This is a genomic window from Zhongshania marina (assembly GCF_002915595.1).
In the GTDB taxonomy this organism is placed as follows: Bacteria; Pseudomonadota; Gammaproteobacteria; order Pseudomonadales; family Spongiibacteraceae; genus Spongiibacter; species Spongiibacter marinus_B.
On record NZ_PQGG01000005.1, the window covers coordinates 1 to 18970 of the forward strand.

21 protein-coding genes are annotated in these 18970 nt (G+C 51.7%); 19 read left to right on the plus strand and 2 right to left on the minus strand.

Translation table 11 applies throughout. From position 1 onward, the window contains the following. The first annotated feature begins 199 nt into the window (after window positions 1-199). The 6 genes from C0068_RS01305 (at window position 200) to C0068_RS19755 (ending at window position 4684) form a co-directional block, all read left to right on the plus strand. Complete coding sequence (locus C0068_RS01305) at window positions 200-1291, plus strand: AAA family ATPase (protein ID WP_103682693.1); 1092 nt, start codon at window positions 200-202, stop codon at window positions 1289-1291. 13 nt (window positions 1292-1304) lie between these two features. Then, the gene (locus tag C0068_RS01310; RefSeq protein ID WP_103682694.1) at window positions 1305-3185 is read left to right on the plus strand and encodes a S8 family peptidase; all 1881 of its coding nucleotides are present in this window, start codon (window positions 1305-1307) and stop codon (window positions 3183-3185) included. Window positions 3186-3356: 171 nt separating this feature from the next. After that, the gene (gene merR, locus C0068_RS01315) at window positions 3357-3758 is read left to right on the plus strand and encodes a mercury resistance transcriptional regulator MerR (protein WP_103682759.1); all 402 of its coding nucleotides are present in this window, start codon (window positions 3357-3359) and stop codon (window positions 3756-3758) included. A gap of 49 nt (window positions 3759-3807) precedes the next feature. Then, the gene (locus tag C0068_RS01320; protein ID WP_103682695.1) at window positions 3808-4155 is read left to right on the plus strand and encodes a mercuric transporter MerT family protein; all 348 of its coding nucleotides are present in this window, start codon (window positions 3808-3810) and stop codon (window positions 4153-4155) included. Window positions 4156-4166: 11 nt separating this feature from the next. Continuing rightward, window positions 4167-4451, plus strand: a complete 285-nt coding sequence (gene merP, locus C0068_RS01325) for a mercury resistance system periplasmic binding protein MerP (RefSeq protein ID WP_103682696.1) — start codon at window positions 4167-4169, stop codon at window positions 4449-4451. 2 nt (window positions 4452-4453) lie between these two features. After that, complete coding sequence (locus C0068_RS19755; protein ID WP_103682697.1) at window positions 4454-4684, plus strand: GDCCVxC domain-containing (seleno)protein; 231 nt, start codon at window positions 4454-4456, stop codon at window positions 4682-4684. Window positions 4685-4688: 4 nt separating this feature from the next. Here C0068_RS19755 and C0068_RS01335 read toward each other — a convergent pair whose 3' ends face one another. Continuing rightward, on the minus strand, window positions 4689-5270 hold the full coding sequence (locus C0068_RS01335) for a recombinase family protein (protein WP_103682698.1): 582 nt from the start codon (window positions 5268-5270) through the stop codon (window positions 4689-4691). Window positions 5271-5595: 325 nt separating this feature from the next. Between C0068_RS01335 and C0068_RS01340 the strand changes: the two genes are divergently transcribed. The 13 genes from C0068_RS01340 (at window position 5596) to C0068_RS01400 (ending at window position 17458) form a co-directional block, all read left to right on the plus strand. Further along, window positions 5596-6234: a helix-turn-helix domain-containing protein gene (locus C0068_RS01340; RefSeq protein WP_103682699.1), complete on the plus strand. Its 639-nt coding sequence runs from the start codon at window positions 5596-5598 to the stop codon at window positions 6232-6234. Window positions 6235-6243: 9 nt separating this feature from the next. Beyond that, window positions 6244-6819, plus strand: coding sequence for a hypothetical protein (locus tag C0068_RS01345; protein ID WP_103682700.1), 576 nt, complete (start codon window positions 6244-6246; stop codon window positions 6817-6819). 14 nt (window positions 6820-6833) lie between these two features. After that, complete coding sequence (locus C0068_RS01350; protein ID WP_103682701.1) at window positions 6834-9404, plus strand: Tn3 family transposase; 2571 nt, start codon at window positions 6834-6836, stop codon at window positions 9402-9404. After that, complete coding sequence (locus C0068_RS01355; protein ID WP_103682702.1) at window positions 9405-9998, plus strand: hypothetical protein; 594 nt, start codon at window positions 9405-9407, stop codon at window positions 9996-9998. It begins immediately after the preceding gene. Window positions 9999-10077: 79 nt separating this feature from the next. Then, on the plus strand, window positions 10078-12105 hold the full coding sequence (gene ligA / locus C0068_RS01360; RefSeq protein WP_103682703.1) for an NAD-dependent DNA ligase LigA: 2028 nt from the start codon (window positions 10078-10080) through the stop codon (window positions 12103-12105). 58 nt (window positions 12106-12163) lie between these two features. Beyond that, window positions 12164-12658, plus strand: a complete 495-nt coding sequence (locus C0068_RS01365; protein WP_103682704.1) for a hypothetical protein — start codon at window positions 12164-12166, stop codon at window positions 12656-12658. A gap of 128 nt (window positions 12659-12786) precedes the next feature. Continuing rightward, a complete protein-coding gene (locus tag C0068_RS01370; protein ID WP_146047815.1) occupies window positions 12787-13467 on the plus strand; it encodes a YgdI/YgdR family lipoprotein in 681 nt (226 codons plus the stop codon). A gap of 63 nt (window positions 13468-13530) precedes the next feature. After that, the gene (locus C0068_RS19425; protein WP_146047816.1) at window positions 13531-14154 is read left to right on the plus strand and encodes a hypothetical protein; all 624 of its coding nucleotides are present in this window, start codon (window positions 13531-13533) and stop codon (window positions 14152-14154) included. Window positions 14155-14173: 19 nt separating this feature from the next. Beyond that, complete coding sequence (locus tag C0068_RS01380; protein WP_146047817.1) at window positions 14174-15502, plus strand: DUF1173 family protein; 1329 nt, start codon at window positions 14174-14176, stop codon at window positions 15500-15502. A gap of 9 nt (window positions 15503-15511) precedes the next feature. Beyond that, window positions 15512-15694, plus strand: coding sequence for a hypothetical protein (locus tag C0068_RS01385; RefSeq protein WP_103682707.1), 183 nt, complete (start codon window positions 15512-15514; stop codon window positions 15692-15694). A 165-nt stretch (window positions 15695-15859) separates the two neighbouring features. Further along, window positions 15860-16282, plus strand: coding sequence for a DUF4262 domain-containing protein (locus tag C0068_RS01390; RefSeq protein WP_103682708.1), 423 nt, complete (start codon window positions 15860-15862; stop codon window positions 16280-16282). Window positions 16283-16454: 172 nt separating this feature from the next. Beyond that, the gene (locus C0068_RS01395; protein WP_103682709.1) at window positions 16455-16676 is read left to right on the plus strand and encodes a hypothetical protein; all 222 of its coding nucleotides are present in this window, start codon (window positions 16455-16457) and stop codon (window positions 16674-16676) included. 98 nt (window positions 16677-16774) lie between these two features. Next, window positions 16775-17458 (plus strand): hypothetical protein, encoded by a 684-nt coding sequence (locus C0068_RS01400; protein ID WP_146047818.1) that lies wholly within the window; start codon window positions 16775-16777, stop codon window positions 17456-17458. Window positions 17459-17685: 227 nt separating this feature from the next. Here C0068_RS01400 and C0068_RS01405 read toward each other — a convergent pair whose 3' ends face one another. Next, window positions 17686-18903: an NAD(P)/FAD-dependent oxidoreductase gene (locus C0068_RS01405; protein ID WP_103682711.1), complete on the minus strand. Its 1218-nt coding sequence runs from the start codon at window positions 18901-18903 to the stop codon at window positions 17686-17688. Between the last annotated feature and the right edge of the window lie 67 nt (window positions 18904-18970).

Genomic DNA, 18970 nt, shown 5'->3' on the forward strand with positions numbered 1-18970 from the left:
ATGTGATAATACCATTTTCCCCGCCTTGCCACGCATCCAACCCGCAGATCGCATGAGTTGTGACAAATAAGTGCTGAAAGTGGAAGTAATAGCCATCTATGTTGATTTCTAACTACATGTAATTATGTACTTTATAATTCTCAGTGACTAGAATGATGCATAAACACACAATCTAGTCACTTATAATGGCGTAAGCAGTATGCAACCCAATGAAACGCTGGAAATCGCAAGGCTGGCATTAGAAGGCAAGCCTTCCGACGTGAGGCTCTACATCGCCAAACTGGTGCGGAAAGCGCGTAGGACAGACCCGGATTACGCGTCAAAACTCGAGGCGTTGCTGAAATCGGAGACCTCCAGGTCAAACGGGGTCTTGCGGAAAGGGCGCCACCCTGAGCAGGAGATCCCTGAAAAGTTAGAGCTGGCACTGCTTCGGCGGTATCATGGCGCGCCTGTGGCAGCGCCACTCCTCGACAGCGCCGTAAGCGATCAGCTGCAGCAGATATTGATGGAAAGGCGTCATGCGAGTCAGCTCGCGCTCAAGGGCTTAAGCCCTGCCAGTGCATTAATCTTTCAAGGACCGCCAGGGGTCGGCAAAACCATGACGGCGGGTTGGTTGGCTCAACAACTCGACCTGCCTCTCTATGTGCTGGATCTTACGGCGGTGATGAGCAGTCTGCTAGGGAAAACCGGTAGCAACCTGCGGTCGGTCCTGGACTATGCGAAAAGTCATCCTTGCGTTTTGTTTCTTGACGAGATCGACGCCATTGCAAAAAAACGTAGCGATGACTCCGATGTTGGCGAACTCAAGCGCCTCGTAAACGTGCTTCTACAAGAGATCGAAAACTGGCCAGATCAAGGGTTATTGGTGGCCGCCACAAATCACCCCGAGCTTGTCGACCCTGCTTTGTGGCGCCGGTTTGATCTGGATGTCACCTTTAGTTTGCCGAATGACGAAAATATCAAGAAAGCGGTCATCGAATTCCTTGGCGATGACCGCGTTGAATTCACAAATTACCTGGATTTACTGGCCGACAGTCTGAGGGGCGAATCGTATAGCAATATTAAACGAGCTATTTACAAACTTCGCAAAATGAAGCTGATCAACCCTGAGGGATTTGAGAATTTTGGCATCCAGCAATTAATTCCCAATATCGATACGCTTTCGCGGCAGGAACGAATAACGCTAGCGGTTAAACTTGTCTCCCAGCATGCCTTTCCAAAACAACGCGCCGCTAAACTTCTCGGCGTGAGCAGGGACACCATTCGCAAGAAATTGGGCGAGAACGAATAATAAGGACATTATTATGGCGAAAAAGACAAACTACCTGATCGGCAAGGCTGAAGAGCTGGCAAAAATAACGCCGCCACCTAAAATTAACCCTCAGAGTAGAGACCTTTACACCATCAACGAGGTAGTGGCGAGGCTTCGACCACAGCTCGAACACGTCAACAAGGAATTTTCAACGCTTGATGCCGATCTTTGCCCACGGGGATACGCCGTCGCGGAAATGACGCTGCATCCATCGTTTATAGCAAAAGGCCACTATCCAAAGCAGCTGCTCCGTGACATGGGGGTAAGGTCTATTGGCAGCAAGGCGACTGAGGTCAAGCCAGACAAATGGATGAGAAAAGGCGCGCCACAGCCATCCCCATCGACGAGCCTTTTTATTGCTGGGAAAATCACAAATTTTGAAGATTATGCCAATAAACTTCAAGGCATTACGGAAGAGTCGCCTTTTTCTGAGGACTTAATGAAGGTCTGGCGATTTAGCAGTGTTTCCGCAGCGTCAAAGCTAAAACAGAACGAATCCTCCAAGCCGGGATATTTTGAGGTCGGGATACAATTCATACCGGGCGGCACCTCCGAGTTTATTAAACAATCCTTTCTCGCTTATGCGCATAAGCTGGGCTTCCAAAGCAAGGATGAGTTGTCACTGGAGGTATCAAGTTTATGGTTTATTCCCGTAATAGGCGATCCAGATAAAGCGATCGAGCTTGCACGTCACTCCTTCGTGCGGGTTGTAAGGCCGATAGCGCCTCTGCGGTCATTCCGGCCCCTGGTGCGCTCGCTGCCAGGTTCAGCGATGGCCAAACTACCCACGGCACCGCCGTTGGCATCAGATGTGCGCGTCGCTATTCTAGATGGAGGGCTTCCTGAAACTCACGCGATTAAGCCGTGGCTAAATGAATACAAGCTGTCTGATTCAGCGTCGTCAGACTACCCAGGTGGCACGGATCACGGCCTGGGCGTGACATCGGCATTTCTATTTGGGCCGCTACCCCACGAGAGTGAGGCACCTCGACCGTATTCATTTGTTGATCACCATCGAGTTCTAGATTGCGATATTGATACCGAAGATCCGCTTGAGCTATATAGGACGCTAACCCATATTGAGGATATCTTAATTTCCCGCCAATATGAGTTCTTAAACATCAGCCTCGGCCCTGATCTACCGATAGACGACGATGAGATTCATCCATGGACATCGATGTTGGACTCCTATCTCGCAGATGGTGAAACCTTATTAACTATAGCCGCGGGCAATAACGGGGAAAATGATGAATCGCTGGGGTTGAATAGAATACAAGTGCCCTCCGATAGCGTAAATGCGATAGCTGTCGGCGCTTCAGATAGAATGAATCAGAGTTGGCAAAAAGCGAGCTATAGTGCAAGCGGGCCAGGGAGAGCGCCAGGTAGAGTAAAGCCGGATCTGCTCGCCTTTGGCGGCTCTCATCATCAATACTTTCATGTTTTAAACTCCTCAGCCATCCCAGAAATTGTTCCGCAACAAGGCACCAGCTTCTCCGCGCCCTATCTTTTGCGAAAGGCGGTCGGCATTCGCGCCTTATTTGGCCACGATATTTCTCCTCTTGCGATAAAGGCGCTACTGATCAACTCCGCCCAGCGAAACGAACAAGAGCAATTTCAGATTGGCTGGGGAAAAGTGATCGATGAGGTTGAAGACTTAATACGATCCCCATCAGGCGTCGCAAAAATACTGTACCAGGGCGAACTCCTACCTGGGAAATATTTGAGAGTCCCGCTACCGATCCCCAAAAGCGGAATTAACGGAATGGTTCGCATTAGGGCGACCTGCTGCTTTTCAACCCACGTTGACCCTCAAGACACGTCCATGTATACCAAGGCAGGTGTTGAAATAGCGTGGAAGCCCAAAAAGGACTAGCGGGGGCATTTGAACAGAAACTTACGGTTTCGCCCTCGCGGACCCACCTCAAACCGTAGGTTTTCGCACGAAAACCCCTTCGTTGAGAAAGTGGCTAAATTAAGCGCGTATACTGGGCGTGGCCTCCAGGCTATAATTTCCGTACTTAAATACGGTCTTGTTAATGCCACTATGTATACTATTAGCCAGCTCGCCAAGTCCGCAGGCGTGAATGTCGAAACCATCCGCTACTACGAACGGCAAAATCTTATCGAACAACCGAACAAGCCGCCCCAGGGCTACCGGCAATATCCCGAAGATACTCTGACCAAAGTGTTGTTTATCAAGCGTGCCCAGCACCTGGGGTTTACGCTTGCCGAAATCCATGCATTGATTGAATTGAGTACTGGGTCTTGTCACGAGGTTCAACACCTGGCAGAACATAAGCTTGATATTGTTCAAGCCAAAATCAAAGATCTGAAACGCTTGGAGAATAGTCTGAAACAGTTGGTTACTTCGTGCCAGTCCAATCCCGATACCGCTTCTTGCCCAGTCATCGACGCGCTGGTTCCGGTAGGTCGCCGTCTTTCTTGACTCCGTAGTATAGTACGGAGTTTATACTGCCTCTCAGAGGTATTTCGACATGAAAAAAAATACACCTGCCTGGTTATTGGGTGGTGGCATGGTCGCTGCCATTGGCGCGAGTGTTTGTTGTGCTGGCCCCTTTGTTTTGCTGCTACTGGGAGTTAGTGGTTCCTGGATCAGTACACTAACAGCCTTTGAGTCATTTCGTCCGTATTTCATTGCTATTGTGGTTGCGCTTTATTGTTGGGCTGGTTGGCAGGTTCATCGACCTATTGAACGTTGCCCTGAAGGTAGCGTGTGCGCTATCCCCAAAAATCGACAGCGTTATCAGCTCTTCTTCTGGATTTTTACTGTTGTAGCACTGTTGCTGATTTTGAGTCCCTATTGGCTGGTCTGGCTCGCATAGGAGAAAATGGTATGAAACAGGTTTTAATTTTTGCCCTACTTATGAGTGGTTTGTTAAGCGTTGCGTGGGCAGATACCCGTACCGTGAAGCTGTCGGTACCGAGCATGAATTGCGCGATGTGTCCCATCACCGTGCGTAAAGCCTTGGAGAAGGTCGATGGCGTCAAGCAGGCTGATGTGGACTATAAAACCAAATCAGCTGTAGTCGTCTATGATGATCAAAAAGCCAGTGTGGATCTGCTTACCAAGGCGACACAAGATGCAGGGTACCCATCGACAGAAGTCATGCAGGAGTAGTTATGACGCAAGACGTTATTCTGGAGTCCGAACTTACCTGCCCGGATTGTGGGCTCAAGAAACGGGAAACCATGCCGACGGATGCCTGTCAGTGGTTCTATGAGTGTGAGCAGTGCCATACAGTGCTGAAGCCCAAGGCGGGCGATTGCTGTGTCTATTGCTCCTATGGTTCGGTTCCCTGCCCACCCATACAGCTCTCGCCACAAAGCAAGGGCAGAGGCTGCTGTTCGTAACTCGTCATTTTCGAGGGTTCTTCCACTGGCTTCCTTTGGCGGCGTCGATGTATTTATAGAGCGTGGGCTTTGAGATCCCCATCATTTCGCAGATCTGATCCACGGTGTGTTTCTTTTCATCGTAAAGCTTCACGGCCAAGGCCTGCTTATCTTTGTTGAGCGACTTAGGTCTACCGCCTTTTCGTCCACGCGCTCGCGCTGCCTGGAGTCCGGCCTGGGTGCGCTCACGGATCAGGTTCCGTTCAAATTCAGCCAGCGCTCCGAATATATGGAAAATTAGCTTGCCGGAGCTGGATGAGGTGTCGATGGCTTCTTGGAGGCTCTTCAAGCCGATTCCCTTGGATTCAAGCAATGTCACCATCTCAATCAGGTCTTTGAGTGACCGGCTCAGGCGGTCCAGCCGCCAGACCACTATGGTGTCACCCGCTCTCGCGTACTGCAAAGCCTGGTGTAGCCCTGGGCGTTCCGCTTTGGCACCGCTAAGCTGATCCTCGAAGATTTGCTCACACCCAGCCTGGTCGAGGGCGTCTCGTTGCAGGTTGAGGTTTTGATCGTCAGTCGATACTCGTGCATAACCAACCAGCATGTGCTTTTCACTCTCCAGGCAAACTTTACAGATTTGGGGGTTCTTCCACCGGGCCAAAAAAGTTGGCGGTTATCACAGCTACCCGGTCATCGCTCGCAAAAAGTTAATTTACTCGTAATTGCAGCCTGTATATTAACATTGAATTATTAACCGAGTATATTAACTTCAGATATACTGCAAATCCGTTGTCTTTCAAGGCCTGTGCGAATCAGTTAATAAAACGAGGGTTTTCTTTACTCTACAATTATTAAAGTAAATATATATTTTATAGTTATTGTGGTATAGTGCCTGTAATTGGCATTGAGCACTTGCTGGAGGTACCGCGATGCAGGCCGTAAATGATGAAGCCATCCAGGTAGAGAATCTGAAAATCCGGGCAACCCTGGCTCGCGCCGTGCGCGATACTCTGGTTCAAAACCATCTGACCCAAATCGAAGCCGCCGAGCGTCTTGGCATTTCCCAGCCACGGGTAAGTGCGTTGCTTAAAGGCAAAGCCAGAGAGTTCCGCGTGGACGCCCTGGTCAACATGGCGCTCAAGTTGGGTTTGAACGTATCCCTGGAGGTCGATGCACTCCCTAAGCGGGATGTTCTGACGCCCGGTGGTGTTCTGGATCGCATGTGCGAATCAGCCATTCAACAAGACACAGTGGCCTTTATGGATGACGTGCAGCTTTTCTGGCGCAAGGAGTGGGATTTGGCCCTGGTGCCGGATCCCCACGAAAAAGATGCGCTGAAATATGCGCTCAAGGCCTGCTTCCTGGAGCGCATGGCCGAAGTCTGGTCGGAGCCGCCGAAGTCTCACCCTGCGCAAGCACCTGACTGGTGTCAGCGCGTACCGGCAGTACAAAAAGAATTTTCTGTCATCCCTGAAGAATATCGGGAATTTTACGAGGGAGACTTGGTGTCGCCCATTTTCAGCAAGCGCAATATTTTTGCGCCACGCGACTTCATGTTTTTTGTATAAGGACTTTTCATGTACCAGTATTCCAGCACCGGCAAACAAATCAGTATCCATACCTTGACCCAAGCACTTAAACGCTTGGGTGATTTGCTCCAGAAGGAAAACAAGCGGCTGGAACTCACCTGTTGCGGCGGCATTATCAGCTTGATGTATTTCCACTCCCGCGCCATGACTCAGGATGTCGATGCTATCTTTCCCGAGAATCCGGCCAACAAACAGTTGCTGATTAAACTGATCAAGCAGGTCGGTGAAGAAATGGGGTTGGCGGCTGATGAAAAATCGCTGTGGTTCAATGACAGCGTGAGCTTTTTCGGTCTGGAAACCACGTCCAATGTTATTATTTTTCAGCATCCCTTCCTGGTCTTAAAAGCCGCGAGCTGGGAAGAACTCCTGGCCCACAAAGTTCACGCCTCACGCCATGACAAAGACATTCAGGATGCGGTGCGCCTGTTGAAAGAAATCAAGGGTAAGGAGAAAGAGCAGATTTACGAGGCCGTAAAAAAGTACGCGCCTTTTACCCCGCACGTCCCGGAACCCTTGCTGAGAAAACGTTTTGAAGGGGTCTGGAATATCGCCTTCAAGAAATAGCCTGGGATTTCGTCATGACCGCCAAAGAGAAGTTCCTGACCCAGAGGCAGCGTTACCAGCCGGTGACATTGCCGCAGGACTTCTCCGATGAGGAAATGGCCAGGGACTGGACGCTATCTGAGACCGACAAGAAAGAAGTCAATCGCTACCGCACCAACTCCCGCTTATTCATTGCCATCCAGCTTTGCGCCGTGCGCCTGTATGGCCGCTTCCTAGTGGAGGTCAACGACCTGTCGCGGCGCATTGTGAGCTACCTGAATAGCCAGCTTGAATTGCCGCCATCACTGACCATCAGCACCCCGGATCGAGATGCCACCTTTTCCGAGCAACGCAAGAACATCCTGACCTACCTGGGCTTTTCCAAATACGACGATACCGCACAGGCCAGTCTGGAAACGTGGTTATCCAAGCAAGCGGAACAAGGTTACTTGCCTGACGAATTGTTTCTGCGTGCAGAGCAATATCTTCTGAGTACCAAGGTAATATTGCCGGGGCCAAGTGTCATGGAGCGCTTGATTATCAGTGTCTGCTCCGATGTTCATGAGCGACTGTTTGAATCTCTCTACCAGCAACTGTCCGTGGAAATCCGGCAGGCCATCGATGAGCTGTTGATTGCCGCACCAGGTGATCAACGATCACTGTTCTACCTTCTGAAAGAATATCCACCTTCAGCCACCATCACCTCGATTCAAAGCTACCTGGAGCGTTATCGCTCCCTTGACGGTACCGGCATCGATGCCATTGAATCCAGAATCGTGGATCCGGCGTTTATGGATTACCTCTACAAACTGGCTCGCCGCTACAACGCCAAGGACATCAAACGGTTCAAGGAAAACAAGCGTTACTCGTTGATGCTGTGTTTCCTGCTGGAAACGCGCAAGGTACTGCTGGATCACCTGGTGAAAATGCATGATCAGTACATCCTGGACATGCTGCGCAAGGGCAAGCAGGTTCATGAGAAAAAGCACCGTGAATTTCGCAAACGCCAAAAGAAAGCCATCGATACAGTGCTGGACGCGACCCACTTGGTTCTGGACTGGCCGGATGAGAAGCCGCTGACCAAGGTGGATCTGTGGCAACGCATCGATGAAAAGAAGCTGCTGGAATCGGTGGATGATTTGCATATCTTCAAGCGCCTGGAAGAGCGCGGCTACGGTGATTTGCTGCTGGCTCGCTATCCCAGTTTGCGCAAGTATTTCCCGGAGTTCCTGCACCTGCCGTTCCAGGCCAAACCCGGTACTGAACCCCTCCTGAAGTCCATACAACTGATTCGCCAGCTCGATGCCGGGGAGCTGAAAACCCTGCCCGATGACAAGGCAGAAATCCCTGAGGCGGTGAAGAAACTCCAGAAGGTCATCGATGCCAGTATGCCCACCATTCGCATTGAAGAATTGCTGATGGAGGTGGACAGGGAAACCAATTTCACCCGGCACTTTATCCCGGTGCAGCAACATCACTCCAGGCCCAAGAATTTCTATAAAACGCTGATTTCGGCCCTGATTTCCCAGGCCACCAATCTTGGTGTCGTGGCCATGAGTGCAAGCGTTGATGACGTAACTGTGGACATGCTGCGCCACGTCTTGCAGTTTTACGTGCGCGAAGAAACCATTACGGCGGCCAGCGCCGAGATCGTGAACCAGCACCACCAATTACCGTTCAGTGAGGTACACGGATCCGGCCAGGTGTCGTCATCGGATGCGCAACGCTTCCGGATCCGGGCCGACAGCCTGTTGGCGGCCTATTATCCCCGGTACTACGGCTACTATGAGAAAGCGATCGGCATCTACACCCATGTGTCCGATCAATACTCGGTGTACAGCACCAAGGCCATTTCCTGTAATCCCAGGGAAGCGCTGTACGTCCTCGATGGAATATTGGAAAACAACACCATTCTGAAGATCCGCGAACATACCACCGACACCCACGGCTACACCGAAATTATCTTCGCCTTGTGCTATTTGCTGGGGTATTACTTCATGCCCCGGATCCGCGACCTCAAGGATCAACAGCTCTACCGGGTGGAGCGTAACGTCAATTACGGCGTGTTCACGCCCTTACTGAACAAGACGGCGGATCTGGATATTGTTGAAGAGCAGTGGGATGAAATGATTCATGTGGCCACGTCGTTAAAGGAACGCACGGCTCCGGCACATGTGATTGTGGAGCGACTGACCAACAGCTTTCCCTCCGACCGGCTGGCGAAGGCCTTCACCAACCTGGGCAGGATCATAAAAACCGAATACATCCTGCGTTACATTACCGACAAGGATTTGCGCCGCACGGTTCAGCTCCAACTCAACAAAGGCGAGTATCGGCACAACCTGCCGCGCTGGATCTTCTTTGCCAACCAAGGCGAGTTCACCACCGGTGATTACCTAGAGATTATGAACAAGGCCAGCGCTTTAAGCATGGTGTCCAATGCGATCCTGTACTGGAACACCTCCAGGATCAGCAATATCGTTGATGAACTCAGAAAGCAGGGTGAGACAGTGGATGACGACCTGCTGGCTCATATCTCCCTATTGCCATATAAACATGTATTGCCCAATGGCACTTACTTTATTGAACAAGAGGATACGAAATAGATGGGCGAAATCCACAACTTCCTGCCACGCCTGACAGTCAATCAATTGTTGATCCGCGATCTTATGGCCGCGCAAGCGCCGTGTTTCGCCTTGGGTTATGTGGAGGATCGGAAAGAAAAGTGCGGTTTCATCGCGGTGCGGCCAGAGAGTCCAATACCGAACCAGGTAACGCAGCGAGGCATGAACTTCGGCCACTCAGTTCTTGGCACAAGCCAGTACAAGGTGCTTCACTTTGGGTTTGAATTCTATGGCCATGCGACGTATCACGGCCTGGTACCTGCCGGAAATCCGATCATTCAGGCCGTAATTGCAACCATGCTGGATACCCAGGACTACTTTTTCTTCGCCATCAATCCGGATCAAACCGTCACAGCCTTTCGATCACAATTCGAGGCCCAAGACCTTGCGGGACTACGTACCAACCAAGAACAATTTGGCGAGGACAGCTGCTCTTTAGAGCAGTACGAAAGCGCGGTAAAGACCTTTACTAAAAACCCGGATCCACCGGGTACAGTGATGAACTGGGTATGCAGAAATAACTGGGATTACCTGGATTTAAAGAAGTATCCGCTAGATCTCAATCCCCGGCCATGAAATGAGGCAGGTGAATATTGCGCAGGAATTTACGGTTTGAGGTGGATCCGTGAAGGCGAAACCGTAAGTTTCTGTTCAAATGCCCCCGCTAGTCCTTAAAGCAACCAACATTTCTCCCGAACAGACTATGGCTGACCTTTCCGCTCAACTGATCCAGTGGGCGAAAGAGTACTACCTGCTCGATTCACCTACCGTCTGCGATCAACGCTACGACCGCGCCTTCCGCGAGCTTCAGGAGCTGGAAAAGCAGTTTCCAGAATTCATCAACCACAATTCGCCAACTCAGCGCGTGGGCGGAGGGCGGCTGTCATCCTTCGGCGAAATCCGCCATGCCACACCCATGCTATCCCTGAACAATGCCCTCGACATGGACGAGCTAAATAAGTTTGTCGTTGGCACCAGCGAGCACGAATGGGTCGCTGAACCGAAGATAGATGGCTTGGCCCTGTCCCTCTACTACGTGGATGGCAAGCTGGCCTATGCGGCTACTCGCGGCGACGGACAGGTGGGCGAGGACGTCACGCACAACGCCAAAACCATCCAGAGCATTCCGATCCAGCTTGAGGGGCCAATGATCCCGAATAGGCTTGAAGTCAGGGGTGAAGTATTCATGCGTAAGTCCACGCTGGATCGGCTTAACAAACAGGGCGGCTCGGATCGCAAGTTCGCCAACTGCCGCAATGCTGCTGCCGGAACCATGCGTCAGTTAGACTCCGCCAAAGCCATGCGTCGGCCCTTGGATTTCTTCGCCTACTCCATCGCTGAATGCAGCGGTTTACCGAAAAGCATCAAGACCTCTCCAGCAGCTGAGTACCATTACTCCGCGCTGAAATTTTTGAAGCAGATCGGATTTCAGGTGAACGAGTATTCCCAAGTGCTGACCAGCAAGGACATGGAGAGCTATTGCGAAAAACTGGCCTCCGTCCGTGACAGTCTCGACTATCTGGTTGATGGCATCGTGTTCAAGGTTAATTCTCTTTTCAGTCAGGCGGAACTGGGGTTCGTCTCTCGCGCCCCCCGGTGGGCCATCGCCTATAAATTCCCCTCAGACACCCGCGAAACCACCCTGACAGCCGTTGACTTCCAGATTGGCAGTTCTGGCGTTCTCTGCCCGGTGGCGAGGCTTTCACCGATTGCCATTGGTGGCGTGACCGTATCCAACGCCACTCTCCACAACATGGAGGAGATCGAGCGGCTCGGGCTTGCGATTGGGGATACTGTGGTGGTGTCGCGCGCTGCCGATGTCATCCCCAAAGTATCATCAGTCTCAGCACGACCCGAAAATCGCACACCAATCTTGATGCCCTCCGTTTGCCCGTCCTGCTCAAGCCCCGTGGCTAGAATGGAAGGGCAGGTGGCGTATCGCTGCACGGGCGGCTCCAGCTGTCCAGCACAAGCCGTCGCGCTGATTAAGCGGTTTGCCCGTCGCGACATCATGGACATTGATGGCCTTGGCGAGCGCCTGGTGGAACAGCTTTACGAGGCCGACTTCATCCGCCGACCCAGCGATTTGTATTACCTCTGCTACCACGCTGTTGCAGAGCTGCCGGGGATGGGCAAAAAATCTGCCGAAAAGCTCAAAAAGGGCATTCAAGCCAGCCGGGAAACCACGCTGGACAAAGTTCTCGCCGCCCAGAACATCCGGGAAGTTGGGCGCAGCGCCTGTCGGGAACTGGCAAAACACTTCCACAATGATTTGGACGCCATTTTGGCAGCCACTCAGGAGCAGTTGCTTGAGGTGGAGTTGTTCGGCCCCGTGATGGCAGAGCTGGCATACGAGGCCTTTCGAGACCCCGAATTAATCAAAGAAATTAGCCGCCTCCGCTATGGCGGCATGCAGTGGCCGGAAGGTAGCCAACCAGTTCCCAGTAGTGAATCCACGCTATCTGGTGAGGTGTGGGTGCTGACGGGGACGTTTGATTCCATGACGCGCAGCGAAGCCGAAGCCAGGCTCGCAGCCAAGGGGTGTCGCGTCGCCTCATCGGTAAGCAAGAACGTCACCACCCTATGCGCGGGAGCCAAGGCGGGATCGAAGCTGGCCAAGGCCGAAAAGCTCGGGGTGAAGGTTGTTGACGAGGGCTATTTGCTTTCTGTTCTTGAAGCCTAACCACGAAGCACTGAGCCGGGGCAATCCCCGGCTCTCACCACCGACCAGGAGAACACCAATGATTTTGAGATTCAGCGCAAGCGAAGTGCTAACCCTTGTGGAGCACGCAAGACAACACCCGGCCTGCAAGCCCACTTTCGAGCACATCTCGAACCCAGCGTTTTGGAAGGCTGGCGCAAAGCCCAATGAAAGCGGCTTTATCGTCCCGTCCGGCATCGACACAGCAAAGATCCCGACAACCCTCCAATTCGTTGTTGGGTACGGGGTCTACCTCTACAGCTCGTCCACAACCCCGTTGCTTGATGACAACGCCATCCTCGACGCCCCCGGCGACACGCCGCACTTAAAAGTGTATGCAGAGGGCTGCCGCCCGTCCGGCGATATTGACCAACTTACCGATACCCTTGAGGAAATGGGGACGAATGATTTTCAGGCATCTCTCCCAATAGAGATGTTCCATGACGAGCTGTTCCAGCGCGACACCATTTACCTCGCCTTTTCGCGCTGGAGTATCCGGCTTGTTGGGAGCGACGAGGTATCGGAGACATTTTAGGGGAGAGACTTATGCCCCAAAATGGATATTTTTTTGCCAAATGAGCTGACAAGATGTGTCCTAACAGCACTTTTGGGTGTCCATTGGTCTACCATAGACGCAAAAAATCAACTATGGAGCACAAATAGATGGAAAGGACAAGAAAACTGGGCATGGCACTGGCGCTCACTGGGGCGGTGTTTCTCGAGGGCTGTGCCTCTGGTCAGCACATCACGACCGCAGACGGCACTTGCCTGACCTGCATGAATAACCCCATCACGGGAAAGCCGATCAACTACGACCCAGGCACCCATCCTGGCAGCACCATCGCCGGAGGCCAAAGCGCGTCTAACCACGCCAGCTTCAGAGTGGAAGCGGCCCAAATGGTCAACCGGGGGTTTTCCTCTCTGCCCCAGGACAATCTGTACTTTCGCGACCGTACCGCCTACGTTCACGCCGATGGAATGGTAGTTGGCAACTCCATCTGGATGCCGTCAATTACCAGCCTCAAGCTGAAACAGTTCTTTGGCGTGAGGTCTGCTGATGAGATGCGCGCGCAAGGCATGTCGCAAGAGCAAATTCGCCTAGCATTGCAGGAAAAGCCCTATCGCCAATCAGGTGACACTTACTACCTGGGAGGCACATTCAACGGCGCTGCCGGCCCTATTACGGGCGTAATCGCTGCCTATCCCTATACCAATGAAAGGGGACAGTCGCTCGTTGCAGTTAATGTAATCGGCTATGACAAGGCTTACAGCAGCACCAAGGCGGCGCAGTCTAGCCTGTATAACCTGGTGCTTCAGGCAATTAACTACAACAAAGCAAACTAGGGGTTGCTGGTTGGAAAAGGTGGGGTAGCTTTAAATGGAACGTACTATTAAAGGACTATTTCAATGAAACTCCTCACCGTTTTTGTATTCGCTTTTTTAGCTATAGGGTGCGCTTCCGGACAGCACACTTACACCAAGGATGGCACCTGCCTGACTTGCATGAATAATCCAATCACCGGGAAGCCAGTGAACTATGACCCTGCTGTTGACTCTCCCTACAGCCCGCGCCAGAAAGCCGCTCAGGAGCGACAAGCCACTCACTCAGCCGGAAGTATTGGTTTCGAGGTTCCCTACAGCGTAGAGCACGCCTATTACGTCGTACAAAGGGAATTCAGCTTTCCCACCCCGCTCGATGATGAATTCCACCGGGCCAGAGTTGATCCCGTCGATCCTGACTTGAGACGCAGCGGTAAACGCAACTTTGATGTGCCTTCCAAATTCCGGTATGCACAAGGCTTCCGCCAGCATGGCGACTTGTATTTGGTTATTGGTGCAAAAATTCAGCGCGTAGATCATCGGACCAGCAAAATAACGCTGAGCTACCTGTCTGATGACCCCTCCCTTGAGGTTTGGGATATTTCCAGATCCTTGAGGGAGCGAGTCCGAAGCGCTCTTGAGTATTACCGTTGCGATTCAAATATCAATCGGGACTACGATAACAGATACCGCTATTCAGACCCTTGCTAACCAAGGGGAAGGGGGGGAAATGACGGACTATTTATTCTTCGGGGCAGCGGTATCCAAGATAGACGACGATTTCCAAGACTATCTCCAGCGCGCCCACACAGAAAGTCATCACCCCCTTTGCCTTTGCAAGTCTCCACCAGTGCCAATGTACGTTTCCAGGGTCAACAATTCCTACATTTTGAAGCGTATGCCCAACAAGGGGTCTGAACATCACCCCGACTGTGACTCATACGAGATCCCCGTTGGTCTATCTGGCCGAGGGTTGGTACAGAATCGAGCGATCGTTGAAGACCACGATTCTGGCCTGACATCCCTGAAGCTCGCATTCCCCCTGTCAAAATTGGCATCCAGCAGAGACCCGGTTACCGCAAGCGCCGGTGAAAAGAAGACCGTTCATGCCGATCCCGCAAAACTTTCTATGCGAGCCTATTTTGAATACTTGTACGAAGAGGCTGGATTAACCCGGTGGTCACCCAAAATGAAGGGGAAGCGAAACTGGCACATTGTCAGGCATCACTTGCTCCAGGCTTCACAGAATAAGCTCTCTCGACGAAGCCCTCTCGCCGAATGCACATGGGTACCAGAAGTATTCTCCGTAGACAAAAAGGATGAAATAGCTGGCCGTCGGCGCCGATTCCTTTCTGGCCTAAAGGCTGAGAAGGGCAAGACCCCCTTTGCGTTGATGATAGGGGAGATAAAGGCAATAGAAACATCGCGGTTTGGCGGCAAACTGATTATCAAGCACATGCCAGACGCGCCGATCTACATGGCGGAGGACGTCTTCGGCAGAGTCAACAAGGCTTTTGCTGCAGAAATCGCGCTATTTGAGGAAGACGAATCGATCCACCTTCTCGCAATGATGACGTTCTACCTATCTGCATCTGGGAACCCACAGGTCGAAACCATCACATTTATAACAGTAGATCAAAACTGGCTTCCGTTTGAGTCCCTGGATGAGCGGGAGCTACTGGAAAGGCTTGTCTCGGATCGACGCTATTTTATCAAGTCCATGCGGTACAACCTTTCCTCCACTGATGTCGTTGCCGCAGCAATAATCACTGATACAAAGCCAGACCCAACTGCTTTTTATATTGTGCCAATGGGTGCTACTGAATCCTTCTATGACGAACTGGATGAACTTTGCAAATCGACCGGCATCCCCAGCTCCATCTGGGACGCGAACGAAGAAGCGGCAATGTCCCTGCCCCCCGCTGGCCGATCTACGCTCGCCAGAGAAACATCTGGAGGACCAGATTCAGAGGAGTCGCTACCTGGTCAGCATTACGACGACTACCCCGAGCCTGATGGCGAAAGATTTGATATGTACGCTGACGAAGACCGGGGCTGAGGCCGCACTATGGACAATTGCAACTTTGTCACGGCCTACGTAACTGGCGTGGGCTGGTGTTATATGTGCGACGGCGAAATTGTAGAGGTTATCGACAATGGCCACGACCAAGAGGGACATGGCACCGACACAAGCAGTCTGTCTATCCGCACAGGTCAAACAACACCAATAGCGGTAAGCGACAGAAATTAACAGCGCGCACCTCAAAACCTGGTGGAGCGCGACAATCCAGGGTCGGTGACGCGGATAGATGCCGACCTTTCACTCAAAATTTCACGATTTCATATGAAAGTAGGCTTGCTGGTTTCGGCTTCCATGATATTGCTAAAGATACACATCATTAGCCGGAGCTAAAAAATGAATTTTCAGTTTACAAACGGACTTGAGATGCAAAAACAGAGGATCGCAGAAGAAGTTCTCAGATCAGGTTTTTACATCGACCACCAGGCTGGGCTGGCCGGGGGCAACAAGAGCACCACTGTCGGCTTCAACCGAATAGGCCTGCCAGAAATGCTCATCCGCGGAGAGGATCTTGACACGGCCCACAAATACTTCGGCAACCTATACCTAGCCGCTCAAATCGGCCTGACTAAGCTCACCAAGGGCGGCCTGATCGAGGATCTCTTTGATCGAGCCGTTCGGTTCTCCGAGGTCTCTCCCGAAAGAAAAAGATCTGAGTTCATTGTCGCCAGGCTCTACCACATGACGTGGGATTTCCCTGTTCTGGAAATGACACTGGAAGGCACGGACCCTTGTCAACGGAGTCAAGATGCGGCCTAAGCACCAACACCCAAGCATGCCACCGAAACAAGGTCGATGAGAAGCCTAGTATCGTTAACAAAAAGGGAGAGGGCGCCCCTGTGCGCATTTTTCTTCGTGCGAAGAAAGTTAGCCTACGGTTGCATCCTCTGTAAACACCAGACACACCTATCATCCGAAGAAGGATTGCATAATGAATGTTGATTCAAAGGAAAAGCATCCTGGCCCGACCAACAAAACTGCAGAATTAGTCGTCACTATTGGAGTCTGGGTCGGATTATTAGGACTACCGTTCGGACTGGTGGTAACAGGGTCCCAGCTCTTGCTATCCCCGAAAGGGTGGCCAGATATAGGGATCGCGCTGACCCTCTTTTTCGGTGCAACTCTCATGCTATCTATATGGAAGTTCAAATAATGCAGAAAATCATAATTACCGTCGCTTTGCTATCTACGCTTAGTGGGTGTGGTCTGGCCAGCATCCCTATTAACCCGCTTGGCGGAAATCTAGACTACATGAACAAACTGGCCGATAAATACTCCAAACAAGATTTCGACGGCGAACTTGAAAAATGCGTTGATTTGCAGTCAGCCGATGCTGTTGAGGGCTGCTATAAGAGAGAGCGAAACAAGATCATCAAAGACTTGATGGCCATCGTCGATTGGCGGTATCAAACTTACGAGGGGAATATCAGCGCCAACCAAAGCCACCGCGATTTCGGCTTCGGCATGGGAGGATCACTTCTTTCGCTGGGATCGTCAGTCTCGACAGTAGAGACAACTAAGACCATTTTCTCCACCCTGTCCTCCGCTATTCAGACAACAGCTACCAAGTATGACGAGAGCTACCTCGCAGACCAGGCTTCCGCAGCACTGATTTTGCAAATGAGAACCGATCGGTCCCTGATTCGCCCGCGGCTTCTGGCGGGTCTGCAGATGGACTTTTCCGACTACAATCTAGCCCAGGCGGTGGGCGACATCTTGCAATACTACAGGGCAGGTACCTTGGCGGATGCAGCTCAATCACTGCGCCAGTCTACTTCGTCGAACGCACAAAACGCCGAGGACAAGACTACCGAGACAGTTGAAACGCTTCTTCGAGACAACAAGAAAACCAAAGGATTGGTGGGCGAAACAGAGGCGCAGAGCAAACTAGAAAATGCGGATACAATGGTGGGTACAGATGCAGAAGGAACTTGAGGAAAGGGAACTGCCGTAGGGGTACGTCCGTGAACGCGATTGAAGTACTAAAGGAGTTAGCCTGAAGTTATATTTTTTATGCATTTATCGCACATCCAAACTTGGCAGATACCTCCCCGCCGAAGAAGACTAAACAAAATTCGTCATGAACACCAAGCGTTACCATAATTTTCACCTGTTTATACGCTCAGGATACCAATTATAGAATTAGCCAATATTCAGTATGATTAAAATATATCGTTCAAATCCACTGATTCATCCACAATCCTACCAGGGTCAGCGGTTTTACCCTCGGCCAGAAAACGCTTGGCCAGCATAAACTCCTTGGGTCGGTTGATGGCATCGACCGCCAGCAATTTGTCGCCTTTAAAGTAGAACGCCGCAAAGCTGCGACCTTCTGTGGCATCGCCGCGCAGCACGACATTGTCAAAACCGGCGGAGAAACCGGCAATCTGCAGCTTCAGGTCATATTGATCTGACCAGAACCAGGGGAGTGCGCGATAGGCTTCGAGCTTGCCACACAGGGTTTTGGCTGCGACCTTCGCCTGGTCGTTGGCGTTCTGTACTGACTCCAAACGCAACTGGGTATCGTAGATCGGATTGTAGTGTCGGGTGCAGTCTCCAGCCGCGACGATATCGTGGTCACTGGTGCGTGCAAACTCATCCACCACAATGCCGTTATCAACCTCCAGACCGGCGGCTTCGGCCAACTCGGTCGCAGGCAATACACCTACACCGATCAGTACGATATCGGCAGGAAGAACTCGCCCATTGGCCAGACGCACACCACTGACAAATTTCTCGCCTTCGATTTGTTCAATCGAGACATCTGTCAGCACCTGAGTGCCTTCCTCGTTGTGAACACGGGTGTAGAAGGCGGAGATTTCCGGCGAAGTTACACGCGCCAGTACTCGAGGTTGTGCTTCCAGTACGGTGACGTTCATGCCCATTTTGCGCATTGAGGCAGCCGCTTCTAGGCCAATATAACCCCCACCAATAACGACCGCGGATTTGCCACTGCCGATAAATTTACGAATCTGATGTGCATCGCGCAGATCACGTAGATAGCAGACGCCTTCCAGTCCGCTGCCAGGAATGGGAATCTTGCGGACTTTGGCGCCGGTGGTCAGAGCCAGCCTGGTATAAGCGATTTCCGCGCCATCGTGGAGGATCACTTTTTTGTTATTGCGATCGATCTTGGCGACGTCACAGCCAAGCACCAGATCAATATTGTTCTTCTCGTAAAACTCGGCGGGACGGATCAGCAGATCGTTGTCGCTCTTGTCGCCGTTAAGGGCGCCTTTCGACAGGGGTGGGCGGTGATAGGGAGGTGTAGGGTCAGCACCGACGATTGATATCATCCCTTCCCAGCCTTCCTGACGAAGTGACGCCGCCAGCATTGCCGCTGCATGGCTGCCACCGATGATGACGCAATGTTTTTCCATTTATTTTACACCTTAGTGATGTTTTATATTCTTTTAGATTGGCTTAAAAAGAGAAGTGATGCTGTCC